The following is a 14,864-nucleotide window of genomic DNA, read 5'->3' as shown; positions in this document are numbered from 1 at the left end:
TTTTATTTTGTAAATAAAAATCAGCACAGAGCGCCGTATGCTCTGTGCTGATTTATTGCCGTATAAATTATATATATCAGACAATACCCCTTAGCTGAAAGTAATTTCACGTCCATCCCCCAACGAACGATTGACCTTCATTTATATACGAAAAAGTGATTGCTATTTTTGTAGAACCAATTGCTTCTCTTGCTGTTCTTTGCGCGTTTCAGTCTTAGGTTCCGTGCTTTCTTGGACACTACGATGTGCCACACGTTTCAAACAAATATGCTTCCACTTTCTTTCGTAACGTTTCATTATTCTAGATGTCCCCCTTGAATGCGCTTTAAAACTATTTGAAATCGCTTACAGGAAATAATATAGCACATATACATAAACGTGACAACACATTTCCGACAATTTTTTGTCAAAAATACAAATAGAATCCGCAAGATATCGAACATTGTCGAAATGTATCGATTTTTCTTCGTATAAAAGGCATACTACTCACATAGTAAAGTATTTTATTTCCCTGACTTGCAATTAGAATTCCTTCTATATAAAAAAGAGCTGATACAAAATCAGCTCTTTTTCCTTCTATTATTTATGACGCTTCATACGCCCTTCTTTTTGTAACTCTTTAAACAATGCTGCCATCATAAAGAAAATAACGAAGACGAATGGGAATGCTGCAATGATAGCTGCCGTTTGTAAGGCTTCTAATCCCCCTACATATAATAAGATAGAAGCTAACGCTGCTAGAACGATACCCCAGATCATTTTAATGCGGTTTGGTGGATTTAAACTACCATGTGTCGTTAACATTCCTAAAACGAATGTCGCAGAATCTGCAGATGTAATAAAGAATGTAGAAATAAGAAGAATAGCTAGAACAGATAAAGCCGATCCAAAGCTTCCCATCTGATCAAACATAGCGAATAACCCTACTTCTGTTCCCATCTCTTTAATTTTTTCAAAGATATGTGCATCACCAAACAGTTCCATATGAATACCAGTCCCGCCGAAAACAGAGAACCAAAGCGCACCGATTACAGTCGGTACGAGTAACACACCGATAACGAACTCACGAATCGTACGTCCTCGTGAAACACGAGCAATAAATGTACCTACGAATGGTGACCATGCAATCCACCATGCCCAATAGAAAATTGTCCACGACTGAATCCATTGGTTTCCGCCTTCATCTAATGGACTTAAGCGGAAGCTCATGCTTGGCAATTCCTGAATATAAGAACCGATTGTTGAAGTGAAGTAATTCATAATAAAGTTTGTTGGACCTGCAAATAATACAATAATCATAAGTGCAAACGCCAAAATAATATTCGCATTACTTAAATATTTAATTCCTTTATCAAGACCTGTTTGCGCAGATAACATAAATAACACGGTTACGATTGCAATAATAACTAACTGTGTCGGCAATGAATTCGGGATAGATGTTAAATAACTAACACCACCAGCAATTTGTTTCGCACCAAGACCTAATGATGTTGCGACACCAAACACAGTTGCGAAAACAGCTAACACATCAAATGAATGAGCAATACGTCCATGTTCCCCGTCTTTGAATAACGGACCTACTGTCGCACTAATTGTACTTGCTTTTCCTTTTCTAAAAGTAAAGTAAGCAATACACAGCGCTACAAATGCATATAGTCCCCACGGATGTAATCCCCAATGGAAAAATGAAAAACGTAATGCAAGGCGCGCACTTTCCTCAGTTGTACCTTCTCCAAACGGAGGTGCGTACAAATGGTTTAATGGTTCAGCAACGCCCCAGAAAACTAAACCGATACCCATACCAGCGCTAAATAGCATAGCAAACCATGTCATATAACTATAATCAGGTTCATCATCATCTTTACCTAAACGAATAGAACCGTATTTCGAAACAATTAAAAAGATAGACACACCTAAAATAATAGAAACAGAAATAATATAGAACCATCCAAACTTACTAACCAATACCGTTTGAATCGCAGTCGTTACATTTCCTAGGCTACCTTTTCCAATAATAGATTCGGGAATAATCCCCCAAATTGTAAATGCAATACATAATGTTAATGATACGATGAATGTTTTTGTCAGTTTCCTCATCAAATCCCCCTTCGTAGGTTTCACTTTTGTAAATAACATAAATTCCGATATGTAAAATCGGATAGAAAACTATAATTTCACGGTGATTTTCTTACTTTCACCTTCACCAATTCGAATTCTTATGGACAGCCTTACCTTCCGTATAATCTTTTTACTCTGCGAGAGCTATAAGATCGAAATACTGCTGTCAAATTGTGTGAGAAAAATGCGGATGGGAATGTGTTTTCCCAAAAAAGGATGTGTTACAGATGTAAAAAAGGGCATTTTTCTTCCTTGCAACCCTTTCTGTTTGTAACAATTATGCGGTTTTTTTGCTAGTATATAGCACGTGTTTATAGTTTCACAAACGAAATGTTTATGTTTATATAACTATATTACCCATAAAACGGTAAAATACTCAAGGAATGTAATCGTTTAGTAAACATTATGTAATACTCCTGTAACATTTTTATTTACGCCGAAAACAATATGTTGTATTAAATATTTTGAATATAAGTAGAAACCTACTAATCATATAGAATGAAAAACGCTTTCTTATATTTTTTGCTATATTACAGGATGTTAACGACTGATTACGAATGGTTTGTAATTGTGTGTTTTCCTGAAATCCGAAAAAATCTGTTGCTATAATGAGGACACGAAAACAAACGCAATGGAGGCTATCATGAAAAAATTAATTGGAATAGCAACAGCAGCAGTTTTTGGTCTTGGGATTTTCACATCATCTGCTAATGCAGAAACTGTTGTAACAACAGACGTACTAAATGTACGCGAAAACCCTACTACGGAATCAAAAGTTGTCGGTAAATTACTAAACGGGAATAAAATAGATGTTCAAAATACAGAGAACGGATGGTCAAAAATCACTTTAGATGGTAAAGACGCATTCGTAAGTACAGAGTTTACAAAAAGCATCTACTACGTAACAGCTAACGTATTAAACGTACGTGCTGAAGCGAACACAAACTCAGAAATTCTTGGAACGTTGAAGAAAGACGATATGATCGAAACAACGAACCAAGTACAAAATGAGTGGTTACAATTTGAATATAACGGGAAAACAGCTTATGTTCACGTTCCTTTCTTAACAGGTACAGCACCTGTTATTGAAAAACAAGAACAACCTGCTCCTGCTAAAACTGTAGCACCAGCTAAAGCGCAAGCACCTGCAGCACAAGCAAAACCAGCTGCTAAGCCTGCTGTGAAAGCTGCTGAAACTAGCACACCTTCTGGTGGTCGTGAGTTAACAGTTGTAGCTACAGCATATACAGCTCATCCGAGCGAAAACGGTGGCACATACGGTGGCCGTGTATTAACTGCAATGGGTCATGACTTAACAGCGAACCCAAACATGAAAATGATCGCTGTTGACCCGAAAGTAATTCCATTAGGATCTAAAGTATGGGTTGAAGGTTACGGAGAAGCTATCGCTGGAGATACTGGCGGTGCAATTAAAGGTAACCGTATCGACATTCTACTTGGATCAGATAGCGCTGCTCAAAAATGGGGACGCAAAACTGTTAAAGTGAAAATTTTAAAATAACCAATGACTGCTAAAGCCGGTTCTCTTTGTTGAGAGCTGGCTTTTATTTTTTTATAATAACTATAAGGAGGTTATGTTCATGAATGTACAAGCAAAAGTAGACTGGATCGGTACACCAAAACCGTATATATATAAAGATGAAGTAACATACGACGCTACTTCCATTGACTTTTCACTCGCTGGCGATGACAATCGATATAAATTAATTGTGCTCAGCTTTGAAGAAAATACACACTACAAAATTGTCCAATATGGAATCAAACCCGGCTCACAAAAACCATTTCCTATCGATATTCCATTCGAACAAAACATGTTACCAATTATAGAACAAATATTACATGATCCATATGTGCAAGCGATATTAAAGGAAACGCGCTCCTAATCGAAAAAAGACTATCTCAATTATATGAGATAGTCTTTTTTATTAACGGTTCGGACCAGATACTTCCTCTGACTTAAGCGTATTATTCGCTCCAAGAGAATGGTACAATATCTTTCCATTTCCATTAACAGTAACGATATGTTCATTATTAAAACTTTTGAACTTCACAGATCCATCACCATAACGAATATGGTACTCTTCATATGTCGTTACTTTATATTTCGTATCACTTTGATGCTCTACATTACGAATTTCCATTGTTAATAAATCTTCAGTAATTCCCTTTTTGTGTAGATATTGTATATAATCACGGTCTTCCTTATACGATTTCCCGCTCTTATCATAATTATTTTCAATTAGACTAAAATCATTTAATGAAATCGCACGTACGTTATTATAAATGTGATTTCGTACAAAATCACCAACTGCTGAGCTTGAAGTTTCTTTCGGGAATTTTAAGTAATACGTGCTTTGGTCTCCAATTTTAACACTTTCAGATTTTATTACACCAAAATCAGTAGTTTTCTCTAAATGTACTTCTACTGTTTCATCTGTGGATACAGGACCCAGTTTATAATTACCATAACTTAATTTCCCACGTTTTTTACCATTTACAAATACGGTTGCATCATTTTCATCAGAAGAAATGCTTACATACTTTCCTTCAAGCGATAAATCTACATTCACTTTCTCGCTCTGTTCATCTGCTAAATCTACTTCTTTCTCTGTTTCTAATTCAGTAAGTTCTGTCTTCGCTGTTGCCTTGACAACATACGTACCTGGGAAGTATGGACCTAACTCTTTCGAAGTTTTATCACTAGAAAGTTCTGTTTCTTTTTTATCATTCACATATATTTCTGCATTCTTTGCAGTTGTACTAACACTCATATAATAAGATTTCATGCTAAACTTATACTTTGGATATAAGAACCACTCTTTTCCCTCTGCTACAATTTCCCCATCTTTAAACGAATTTTTATCCTTTGTTAACTTTTGATCTACTGTCTCTTTCTGTAAATAAGACAATAATTGTTTATTGTAAGAAGGGTTCTCTTTTAAGTAACGCATGTACGCTTTAATATCCTCTGTCTTAATCTTTAAGCTTGAATCATTTGCTTTCACAAACTCATCAATTGCATTAATATCTTTCTTTTGGAATGCTTCAATCATTACATTTATTTGCTTTTCTTTTGAAAACTTATATGCTCCAAATTTATATGCCCCAAATAATAAAATAATAATAATAATGGCGAAACCAATAATTAAAAATAAATTTTTCTTACTTTTCACTGGTTGTGTCTCGCTTTGTACTTCTGTATATGTAGCGGCAGTGTTATCGACGATTACTTCTACTTTACTCCCACACTCAGGACAAAAGTTCAAATGGTCTGCAACGTTCTTTTTACATGTTCCACAAAACTTCAACGTGCTCTCCTCCTATTTTTTAGCTAACTTCATTCCAACAAATGCTGCTACATATGTCACAATAAAACTACACAAAGTTAAATATACAAATGAATTTTGCATAGATAATACCGTTCCACTTGTTCCAAACAAACTTGTTACAGTCCCTGAAACATCAATTTGGAACTTAGAAATCATATTCATTACAATCATCATAATTGTGTAAGAACCACTGCATACTGCTAATGCAATATACATATTGGCAGTCGATAATTCAGCTAACTTTCTTCCCGCTCTAAACATAAGGAACAATGGAATAATAAGCAGTAATAAACCGTAATGGAATACGTTATTCACTTCATCAAATTCAGCAAGGCTTTCCTGACTTGCTCCTTTTGAAATCATTATATCTCTAACCACTACGCCATTTACAGAGATGCCTGATATAAATGAAAACGATAATGTGCTCTCAGATGATTTTGATTTCTTACCAATTCCAGTAAACTCCTTACTAAGTGCTGGACTTGATACTTCTAACGGAGCAAAATGAGCCATACTCCATAATTGAGGTGTTAACTCTAATGCTAATAATGTACTTTCAGATTTTAAAGTTGTTATTTCTTTTAATGGTTCAATACTGTCTTCCTTATTTACTAACGCCATAATACAAACTACTACTGCTGTTACTAAAAGTCCTTTTATCATGGCTGAAATACCGTAATAAACAGACGCTCCATATGGCATTAACTCTTGAAATGCTGCTGCCATATTATTTTTGCTTGTATGAGCAATAAATCCTATTAAGGTAAATAATGTCCCACACACAAAACCACTCAGTAAACTCTTAATCGCTGAATAGCCAACCGTAATCTTACCTGCTTCTGAAAATGGAATTGCGAAAGATTGTGATGCTATAAAACTTATAATGAATAAAAAGACACCATAAATAATACCAACTGTTGCTGCTATAAAGATTTGATCCTTAATCGTTTTTGCAACACGCTGCTTTCCTAACCAAATTCCTGTACCAGCGAAAATCATAAATGGAATGATTAATAGTAATGTAAATGGAGTATGCCATGATAAAGAAAATATCAATCCGCTATCGTCGCTAGCTGTAAAACCAAGTAAATGATAACTTAACATCGTAGAAGTTGCACTCGAATAAAAGCTTGGCAACATTTCTAATTCTTTCGCAAATTTACTAAACATCTCACTTAATATAGAAGCAAATAATACACTACCAATCCAACCAGCAATTAACATGAGAATACTTGCAACAGCCCCACCAATAAAACCTGTTTTTAAAACAGCTTTATCTGCTGTAAATTTAACTTCAGGCGTACCGTCCATTGTAGGCAATTTGATAGATTGTTCCTTTTTCTTCACAATAAATAAAGAATGCCCACACTTTTGGCAATATAAATTTTGCTGAGCATTTTCACTGCCACAACCTTTGCAGTATTTTGCAGTATCTTGTTCTAACGTTACTGCCTCTATAGCTCCTGCAATCTCCATACTTCCTTCGTTAGGGCAATAGTTTACCTCTTCACCATGTTGATTTCCACATGTGCGACAATACATCTAATTCACTCCCCACTTTGCTTAATCCCACAAACTGGACAGTAAGTAGAGTTTTGATCGATATGTTCATTACATGAAATACAATTTGTCGTTTCACCTTCATGTTCTATCGCTAACATTGGATTAGGCTTTCCACACGAACCACAAAACTTATCATTTATTGATAAAGGTCCACCACATTCACATGTAGCTTTCTCGCCTTGTTGCTTTTGCAGTTCAACAATGCGTTTTCTTGCTTGATAAATAGCTACATCAAATTCTTGAACTGGAGCAATCATTTCTTGTAGGCTAGCTTCATCTACTCCGTTTCCTCTTAATTGAACGTAGACTCGTTGTCCAATCTCTAATAGAACCTCTGCCTTTTTCTGCATTTGCACTTGCATTTCTTTTTTCAGTTGAGCGATTTCTTGCGCAACTTGTAACTTCATCTTCCCTTGCTCAATTCCTTCTTGTAACTTATTCATTCCACTGCCTAACTTCGTCTGTAAATCTGACAAACCATTTCTCCTCCTATACATATATAGTAATATACAAAATTAACACTATATATATTACCATGATTTTCAATTTATGTAATCCAAATTTCATTTTTTCTGTTTTGAGCATTTTTTGTTTATAATGGTAAAGGAAAGAAATATGTGTACGGAGGAATATTATGCTGCAACACTCAATTACGAAAGATGAAATTATGATGATTGCGAATGAGTTCGTTCAAGGACTAGATCCACAGCAAACAGCTGATCAGGAACATGTCGCTACAGCTCGGCACCTATATCGTAGTGGTGTTGTCTACAACGTTGACTTTGATGGTTATACGCTATCAGGAACTGTAGATGCTGCAGGCAGCGTATATAGCGTCCATATCCCGATTCGTAACGTCGCTGAAAGCTATTGCGATTGCTTTGCACCAACGCAATGTGAGCATATGCTCGCTGTTTTACTATCTGCAGCATCTAGTTTCGGGCAAGTAGGAGATGTATTAACTTTATTTAAAAATAATACGAAACCTTCCCTTCCTCCTATTCGAACTGCAAGACAAGTATTGCAATCATCAGCGTTTGAAGAAACGGATTATAAAAGTTGGCAATCGTATTTTGACAACGAATATGAATCATTTAAAAAAGAACAAGCTCGGCTTACTTATAAACAAATGTATTTTCTTATGAGTATTTTTACAGACTTCTATACGAAACTCGAGCGGAAAGCTCCGCGTATCGTTGCGATACATGAGTTGTTCAGGCTACATGCAGCGCTTTATTGCTTTCAAAAATTATTAGAAGAAATTCAGGACTTCGAAGCAAATAAAACGTATTCTTATCACCAGCCTGTTAACGTCGTTCGCTTATTTGTAGACAAAGTGGAATCCATCGTTCGGGACTTACAATCAGAAGCGATTCCTTCAGAGTCTGAAGCAATTTTGCAAGAAACAGCTCGTCTCGTTCACGAAGTATTCTTCTCCACCGACGCCTATACGCAAGAAAGATTTTTTATTTATCGTCACATATGGAGTGAACTCTTACACAATAAAGAGAAACTGAAAGAAGAAGAAAAGCGAATCGATACGAAAATCAATCCACTTTCCAAAGCATTAGCATCTTCTCATCTACTCTTTTTAAATGACGAAGACCTATTAGCTATGGACTTACTAAAGAAACAGCCTGCTTCTGTTGTAAGTCTGTACTTCTATTGGTTAGAAGAGCTATTAAATACAATGCAGTGGGATCGTGCGAAAAACTGGCTTTCCTTTACGTATAAACAAGTGAAGAAAACGATACATGAGCACGAAAATACGATTTTCATAAAAGATATCGTTCGCTTATTTGTCATCATGTATGAAACGTATGCAACCCATACAAATGAACAAGCCGGACTCGAAATGATTTTGCAAGAGCTATTACCATATAGTTTCGCAAACTATGAGCAATACGTACTCGCGAAAAAGCAATATCGTACATGGGCAGAACTTCAGCTCTTACATGGGTTTGAAGCAATTGAACTTTTGAAAGAGCCACTGAAAGATATTGAAAAGGAAGCACCAGAAGCAGCCCTTCCTCTTTATCACCTTGCTGCTACCGAGGCCATTGAAGAGCGAAACCGCAAATCATATAGACGTGCAGTTCGTTACTTAAAGAAATTACGTACATTATATAAACGATTAAAGCGTACTGATGAATGGGATGCTTTCATTATTCACATCGCAAACTTACATTCACGTCTGCGTGCACTACAAGAGGAATTACGGAAAGGAAAATTAATCGATGATCAATCAAACTGAAGTAACAATTAGGCTCCAGCACGTTAGTCAAGGTTGGTTCCTTTGGGGAGAAAATGACAGCGGTACTCCATTATCCGTAACAAGTTGGAAACGAAATGCATTTACATGGCACTCCACTTCCTTCTACGGCACGTTTCTAAAGGAAGCGACCTTTGAAGGAAAACAAGGTGTTATGCTAACAAACGCACAAGCATTTGAATACATCGCTAATAAACCGATGAACTCCTTTGCCCATATTCAAATGAATGGCCCTATTACAGCACTTACGAAAGATGCGAACGAATTATGGGATGCCTTCACAAGCGGTAGCTTCGTACCTGATATGGAGCGTTGGCCCAAACAACCATCTTGGAAAGTGCAAAATACCCCAATTGAAGATGACACATTGGCATCTCTTTTCTCGGCGGCGGTAAATGAAGGCATATTACAAGATAACCGTTCAAACGACGGATGGGAAGATGCCAAGAGACTTTATGAACATTACGACTTTACGAAAAGACAATTGGATGCAGCACTACATGAAGAAGATTGGCTTCGAAAAATTGGTTACATTGAAGATGACCTTCCCTTTACAATTGGACTACGGCTACAAGAGCCGCAAGAAGAATTTGAAATGTGGAAGCTTGAGACAATTGTTACACCAAAGCGCGGGGCACATCGAATATATGTATATGAAAGTATCGATTCTTTACCAAAACGATGGCACGATTATGAAGAACGTATTCTTGAAACACAAGAAGGATTCAGTAAGCTCGTGCCGTGGTTAAAAGAAGGCGATGCATTCCGAAGTGAGCTCTTTGAAACAGAAGCGTGGAACTTCTTAACAGAAGCAAGTAACGAATTACTCGCTGCAGGTATTACGATTTTACTGCCATCCTGGTGGCAAAATTTAAAAGCGACAAAACCAAAATTACGTGTGCAGTTGAAGCAAAATGCCACGCAAACGCAATCTTTCTTTGGCATGAATACACTCGTTAATTTTGACTGGCGAATTTCAACGAACGGCATTGATTTATCAGAAAACGAATTTTTCGAACTCGTTGAACAAAACAAACGATTATTCAATATAAATGGTCAATGGATGAGACTGGACCCAGCCTTTATTGAAGAAGTACGAAAGCTTATGAACCGTGCCGATAAATATGGACTCGAAATGAAAGATGTCCTTCAGCAACATTTATCAAACACTGCTGAAACAGAAATTGTAGAAGAAGATAGTCCATTTACCGATATTGAAATCGAGCTAGATGGATATTATGAAGAACTATTCCAAAAACTACTGCACATTGGAGATATTCCAAAAGTAGATGTCCCTTCTGCACTAAACGCAACACTCCGTCCGTATCAACAACATGGCATTGAGTGGTTATTATATTTAAGAACGCTTGGATTCGGAGCATTATTAGCTGACGACATGGGACTTGGAAAAAGTATTCAAACGATCACTTACTTACTATATATAAAAGAGAACAATCTCCAAACAGGCCCTGCTTTAATCGTAGCACCGACATCTGTTCTTGGAAATTGGCAAAAAGAATTTGAGCGTTTCGCACCAAATTTACGTGTTCAGTTACATTATGGAAGTAACCGAGCGAAAGGTGAATCATTTAAAGACTTCCTTCAATCAGCAGATGTTGTATTAACATCTTATGCATTAGCTCAGCTTGATGAAGAAGAACTTAGTACGTTATGCTGGGATGCTGTTATTTTGGATGAAGCACAAAATATTAAAAACCCACATACGAAGCAGTCGAAAGCGGTACGAAACTTGCAAGCAACTCACAAAATCGCTTTAACCGGTACACCGATGGAAAACCGACTTTCCGAGCTTTGGTCTATTTTTGACTTCATTAATCATGGATATCTTGGCAGCTTAGGACAATTCCAGCGCCGCTTCGTCTCACCGATTGAAAAAGATCGTGACGAAGGAAAAATCCAACAAGTTCAACGATTTATCTCACCATTTTTACTGCGTCGTACGAAAAAAGATCAAACAGTCGCATTAAACTTACCAGATAAACAAGAACAGAAAGCGTACTGTCCACTTACTGGTGAACAAGCTTCCTTATATGAGCAACTTGTTCAAGATACATTGCAAAATGTAGAAGGATTAAGTGGGATTGAAAGACGCGGATTTATATTACTCATGCTGAACAAACTTAAACAAATTTGTAATCACCCTGCTCTTTATTTAAAAGAAACAGAACCAAAAGACATCATCGAACGTTCCATGAAAACGAGCACGCTAATGGAGCTAATTGAAAATATAAAAGATCAAAATGAAAGTTGTTTAATCTTCACACAATACATCGGTATGGGGAACATGCTAAAAAATGTGTTAGAAGAACATTTCGGTCAGCGCGTCCTCTTCTTAAACGGTAGTGTACCAAAGAAAGAACGTGACAAAATGATCGAGCAGTTCCAAAACGGAACGTATGACATTTTCATCTTATCGTTAAAAGCAGGTGGAACTGGCTTAAACTTAACCGCTGCCAACCATGTCATTCACTACGACCGTTGGTGGAATCCAGCTGTAGAAAACCAAGCAACAGACCGCGCATATCGTATTGGTCAAAAACGCTTCGTTCACGTTCATAAACTGATTACAACGGGGACACTCGAAGAGAAAATTGATGAAATGTTAGAAAGAAAACAATCATTAAACAACGCTGTCATTACAACCGATAGTTGGATGACCGAACTATCTACAGATGAACTAAAAGAATTACTTGGTGTATAAACAAAAGGAGCTAATCTCAAAAGATTAGCTCCTTTTTCTATTCCAAAACCAATTGCTTATTATAATTCCTGTTAATCCGCCGCATGTATCCAGTAATGAATCTTGCCACATCGGTGTACGATCTCCCGTAGTCCATTGATGAATTTCATCAAATGTTGCATATCCCGCAACGAAAAGAAGAGCGTATATAAAACACCTTTTTCTCGAATAACCTAATCGATGAAAAGCGTAATACGTCAATGAACCGAGCATAAAGAACACCATAAAATGCGCACCTTTACGAAGGAAAAACTCAATAAATCCGCCTACACCTTTATTTGCAATGCTAACAGGTGTACCACCGCCATAATCGATAGATACCCACGAGAAATGCTCTTTCACAAACTCAACATTTACATATTGTTCAATATCCGAGCGCATATCCTGCTTTTTATATGGTTGTGCCGAGGAATAGAAAATCAACCCCATCCATAGTAAAACAGGAATCCAAAATAACCATTTACGTTTCACTCTTCCGAAGCCCCTCTCTTAGTCTTTTAAGCGTACCAAAAAAAAGAATAAATTTCACGCCAAAACATGACATTTGCACCCTATTTATAAAGTGAAAGGGGGTGATAAACATGGCAGTCGGAACAATCGTAACGGACTTAACTTTACGTCTTGTCTTAAACAGTGGATTAGATAAGAACGGAAAAACAGCTTTTAAGCAAAAACAATTTAAGCGTGTTAAAACAAACGCAAACTTAGAGCAAGTACAAAACGTAGCACGTGCTCTTGCTTCTTTACAAGTATCGCCGCTTCACGCTATACAGCTTGTTAGCACATCAGATCTTTCTACCCTATAAGGTTAAAATTTACTTAGTGGGGGGTGTTCATCCCCCGCTAAGTATGAACCAACACCAATCACCCTGCCCGCAATATAGCGGGATAAATAAAAAGGAGGAAATAACATATGCAAGTACTAGAATTAATTTTTGCGAAAGAAGATGGAAAAACAGTTGTTTTTTCTATCGAGAAACCTATCACACCCGTCGATGCACAAGTCGTAAATCAAGTAATGGATACCATCCTTGCCTCATCTGTATTTTCATCAATTAATGAAAATACCCGAAAAAAAGGAGCCCGTCTCGTAGAAAAGAATGTATCTGAAGTTCCAATTAACTTATAAACAAAAAGACGAATCTGCATCATTTTGCAGATTCGTCTTTTTTCTTCGGCATTTCAATCGGAATAAAGATTTTTGAAAAACCGACGCATACATATTTATAATGTTCTCCGCCTATATCAAACTCGGTCGTATATGTTGAGAAGAAAATATAATCATTTCGCTTTGTATAATTCTCGATTAATAATCCAACTTGTGGCTCAACATATTTTTTCGCCAACTTCTTACCAGCCGATGCTAAATCGCCAAGGAGACCTTCTTCATTTTCCTTTTGAACTTCGTCTAGCTTCTTACTTACATCATTACGTTTCATAAACTGCTTCGCTGCCCAATCCGTATATTCACCTTTACTCGGATTACTATTTGCTAAATATACTAGAAGAACAACAACTAGAGCCATAATAATATACTTTTTCTTCATACTATCTCACCGCCTACTCTTTTCTATTTTCATATATATGTACAAGCGATGCAAATTAGAAAGACTAACATCTATTGATTGTAAACGAATAGTCAAAATTTACAATATGAAACAGAATATTAATAATTAATTTACTTAATTCGTATATAATTATATTTGGTATTACTATTATTTATAAGGGAGGAATCAAATTTATGAATGAAGAAAATGATATTATTATTTCTAATTCTACAATGATGCTGGAACCTTACAAGCACCCTTATTATCGCACCAAAATTATCGACAGTAGCGGGAACCATCTTTACTCCTGTCAAACTGCTCTCCAACTCATCAAGCAATCTTGTCTAACCAATGTTCACTCTACTTATCAAGGCAGACGTAATGCAGTCCAAACAAACTTTAAATTTAAACAAAATGTCCCAATTCCAATTAATCATCGAGAATATATTTGTGCTTTCCCGACAGAATCTCCCTCTTCTCCAAACTGTATATGGCTATTTTATAACCATATAGATGACATAGAATTTTTCAAAAAGAGTAAAAAAGCTAACATTCATTTTTCAAATGGCACTACTACAACAATACATATCAGTCCCCATAAGTTAAAACAACAATTATTAAAAGCTGGATACGTATTATCACGTATGAACATGCAAGATTCACTACAATTTAAAAACCTCTTATTACATTTACTACCTTAACAGAATAAGTAGAATGGAAAGCAATATCCATTGCCTTCCATTCTTATAATCCTATTTATCCTCTTAAGCTATTTCGCATTTTCTCAAGTGCTTGCCGATACACCCACCTCACTTGATAATAAGTCATTTCCATCTCGCTAGCGATTTCCCCCATCGTCTTCCCTACAAAAAAACGTTCGAAAATAATATACTTCTCCTTCTCATCTAATACACTCATAAAATCCTTTGCTCTTATTTCAGCATCTTCAAACGTAAAAATCTCCTCATATTCACCTACGTAAACATTCCTTTCTTGCAAGGCAGACTCTTTCTTCAACCTTTCCAATATATAACCACGCACCGTTACAACTGCATATGCAGGAAAACTTCCTTTCTCTGCATCAAATCTTTCATAAGCATGCCAAAGACCAATTAAACCACATTGATAATACTCTTCATGATCTTGATAAATACCTAGCTTCTTTATTTGATTTACAATCATTCCTTCATACAAAACAACTGTCTCTGTAAAAGTCGCTGGCTTCACACAGTACCTGTTTCTAAAAGGTATAC

General features: G+C 36.4%; 15 protein-coding genes. 7 read left to right on the top strand and 8 right to left on the bottom strand.

From position 1 onward, the window contains the following. Positions 1–162 precede the first annotated feature (162 nt). A complete protein-coding gene (locus tag AC1DMU_RS16525) occupies positions 163–297 on the bottom strand; it encodes a hypothetical protein (protein ID WP_000833067.1) in 135 nt (44 codons plus the stop codon). Positions 298–579: 282 nt separating this feature from the next. Next, complete coding sequence (opuD, locus tag AC1DMU_RS16520; RefSeq protein WP_088064827.1) at positions 580–2,097, bottom strand: glycine betaine transporter OpuD; 1,518 nt, start codon at positions 2,095–2,097, stop codon at positions 580–582. A 664-nt stretch (positions 2,098–2,761) separates the two neighbouring features. On the opposite strand from opuD, the gene AC1DMU_RS16515 reads away from it, so the two are divergent. Both AC1DMU_RS16515 and AC1DMU_RS16510 read left to right on the top strand, forming a co-directional pair. Next, positions 2,762–3,640 (top strand): cell wall-binding protein EntA, encoded by an 879-nt coding sequence (locus tag AC1DMU_RS16515; RefSeq protein ID WP_046955549.1) that lies wholly within the window; start codon positions 2,762–2,764, stop codon positions 3,638–3,640. 79 nt (positions 3,641–3,719) lie between these two features. After that, positions 3,720–4,022: a DUF3910 family protein gene (locus tag AC1DMU_RS16510; RefSeq protein WP_046955548.1), complete on the top strand. Its 303-nt coding sequence runs from the start codon at positions 3,720–3,722 to the stop codon at positions 4,020–4,022. 42 nt (positions 4,023–4,064) lie between these two features. Here the strand turns inward: AC1DMU_RS16510 and AC1DMU_RS16505 are convergent, their stop codons facing one another. Genes AC1DMU_RS16505 through AC1DMU_RS16495 form a run of 3 tightly spaced genes read right to left on the bottom strand, consistent with a single transcriptional unit; the run spans position 4,065 to position 7,507 of the window. Next, entirely contained in the window at positions 4,065–5,447 is a 1,383-nt protein-coding gene (locus AC1DMU_RS16505; protein ID WP_088064829.1) for a zinc ribbon domain-containing protein, read from the bottom strand. Between the two features lie 12 nt (positions 5,448–5,459). After that, the gene (locus tag AC1DMU_RS16500) at positions 5,460–7,010 is read right to left on the bottom strand and encodes a zinc ribbon domain-containing protein (RefSeq protein ID WP_088064830.1); all 1,551 of its coding nucleotides are present in this window, start codon (positions 7,008–7,010) and stop codon (positions 5,460–5,462) included. A 5-nt stretch (positions 7,011–7,015) separates the two neighbouring features. After that, entirely contained in the window at positions 7,016–7,507 is a 492-nt protein-coding gene (locus AC1DMU_RS16495) for a zinc ribbon domain-containing protein (RefSeq protein WP_087985935.1), read from the bottom strand. 158 nt (positions 7,508–7,665) lie between these two features. On the opposite strand from AC1DMU_RS16495, the gene AC1DMU_RS16490 reads away from it, so the two are divergent. Both AC1DMU_RS16490 and AC1DMU_RS16485 read left to right on the top strand, forming a co-directional pair. After that, positions 7,666–9,285 carry an SWIM zinc finger family protein gene (locus tag AC1DMU_RS16490; protein ID WP_088064831.1) on the top strand — a complete coding sequence of 540 codons (1,620 nt, stop codon included), beginning with the start codon at positions 7,666–7,668 and terminating at the stop codon, positions 9,283–9,285. Then, a complete protein-coding gene (locus AC1DMU_RS16485) occupies positions 9,269–12,025 on the top strand; it encodes a DEAD/DEAH box helicase (protein WP_088064832.1) in 2,757 nt (918 codons plus the stop codon). The genes AC1DMU_RS16490 and AC1DMU_RS16485 overlap by 17 nt, the downstream gene beginning before the upstream one ends. A gap of 24 nt (positions 12,026–12,049) precedes the next feature. Here AC1DMU_RS16485 and AC1DMU_RS16480 read toward each other — a convergent pair whose 3' ends face one another. Next, positions 12,050–12,535, bottom strand: coding sequence for a VanZ family protein (locus tag AC1DMU_RS16480; RefSeq protein ID WP_088064833.1), 486 nt, complete (start codon positions 12,533–12,535; stop codon positions 12,050–12,052). 110 nt (positions 12,536–12,645) lie between these two features. Here AC1DMU_RS16480 and AC1DMU_RS16475 point away from each other — a divergent pair, with 110 nt between their 5' ends. Further along, entirely contained in the window at positions 12,646–12,870 is a 225-nt protein-coding gene (locus tag AC1DMU_RS16475) for a DUF1659 domain-containing protein (protein ID WP_088064834.1), read from the top strand. A 107-nt stretch (positions 12,871–12,977) separates the two neighbouring features. Next, positions 12,978–13,193 carry a DUF2922 domain-containing protein gene (locus AC1DMU_RS16470; RefSeq protein WP_001197599.1) on the top strand — a complete coding sequence of 72 codons (216 nt, stop codon included), beginning with the start codon at positions 12,978–12,980 and terminating at the stop codon, positions 13,191–13,193. A 19-nt stretch (positions 13,194–13,212) separates the two neighbouring features. Here AC1DMU_RS16470 and AC1DMU_RS16465 read toward each other — a convergent pair whose 3' ends face one another. Then, positions 13,213–13,611, bottom strand: coding sequence for a DUF4359 domain-containing protein (locus AC1DMU_RS16465; RefSeq protein ID WP_000731403.1), 399 nt, complete (start codon positions 13,609–13,611; stop codon positions 13,213–13,215). Positions 13,612–13,805: 194 nt separating this feature from the next. Between AC1DMU_RS16465 and AC1DMU_RS16460 the strand changes: the two genes are divergently transcribed. Next, positions 13,806–14,312, top strand: coding sequence for a competence protein ComK (locus AC1DMU_RS16460; protein WP_048542596.1), 507 nt, complete (start codon positions 13,806–13,808; stop codon positions 14,310–14,312). Positions 14,313–14,367: 55 nt separating this feature from the next. On the opposite strand, the gene AC1DMU_RS16455 is transcribed toward AC1DMU_RS16460, so the two are convergent. Next, positions 14,368–14,838 carry a sigma-70 family RNA polymerase sigma factor gene (locus tag AC1DMU_RS16455; RefSeq protein ID WP_087985940.1) on the bottom strand — a complete coding sequence of 157 codons (471 nt, stop codon included), beginning with the start codon at positions 14,836–14,838 and terminating at the stop codon, positions 14,368–14,370. Positions 14,839–14,864 lie beyond the last annotated feature (26 nt).

The organism is Bacillus sp. 01N45 (assembly GCF_056399205.1).
The sequence above is the reverse complement of the archived record's forward strand: the minus strand, read 5'-3'. Positions and strand labels throughout refer to the sequence as shown.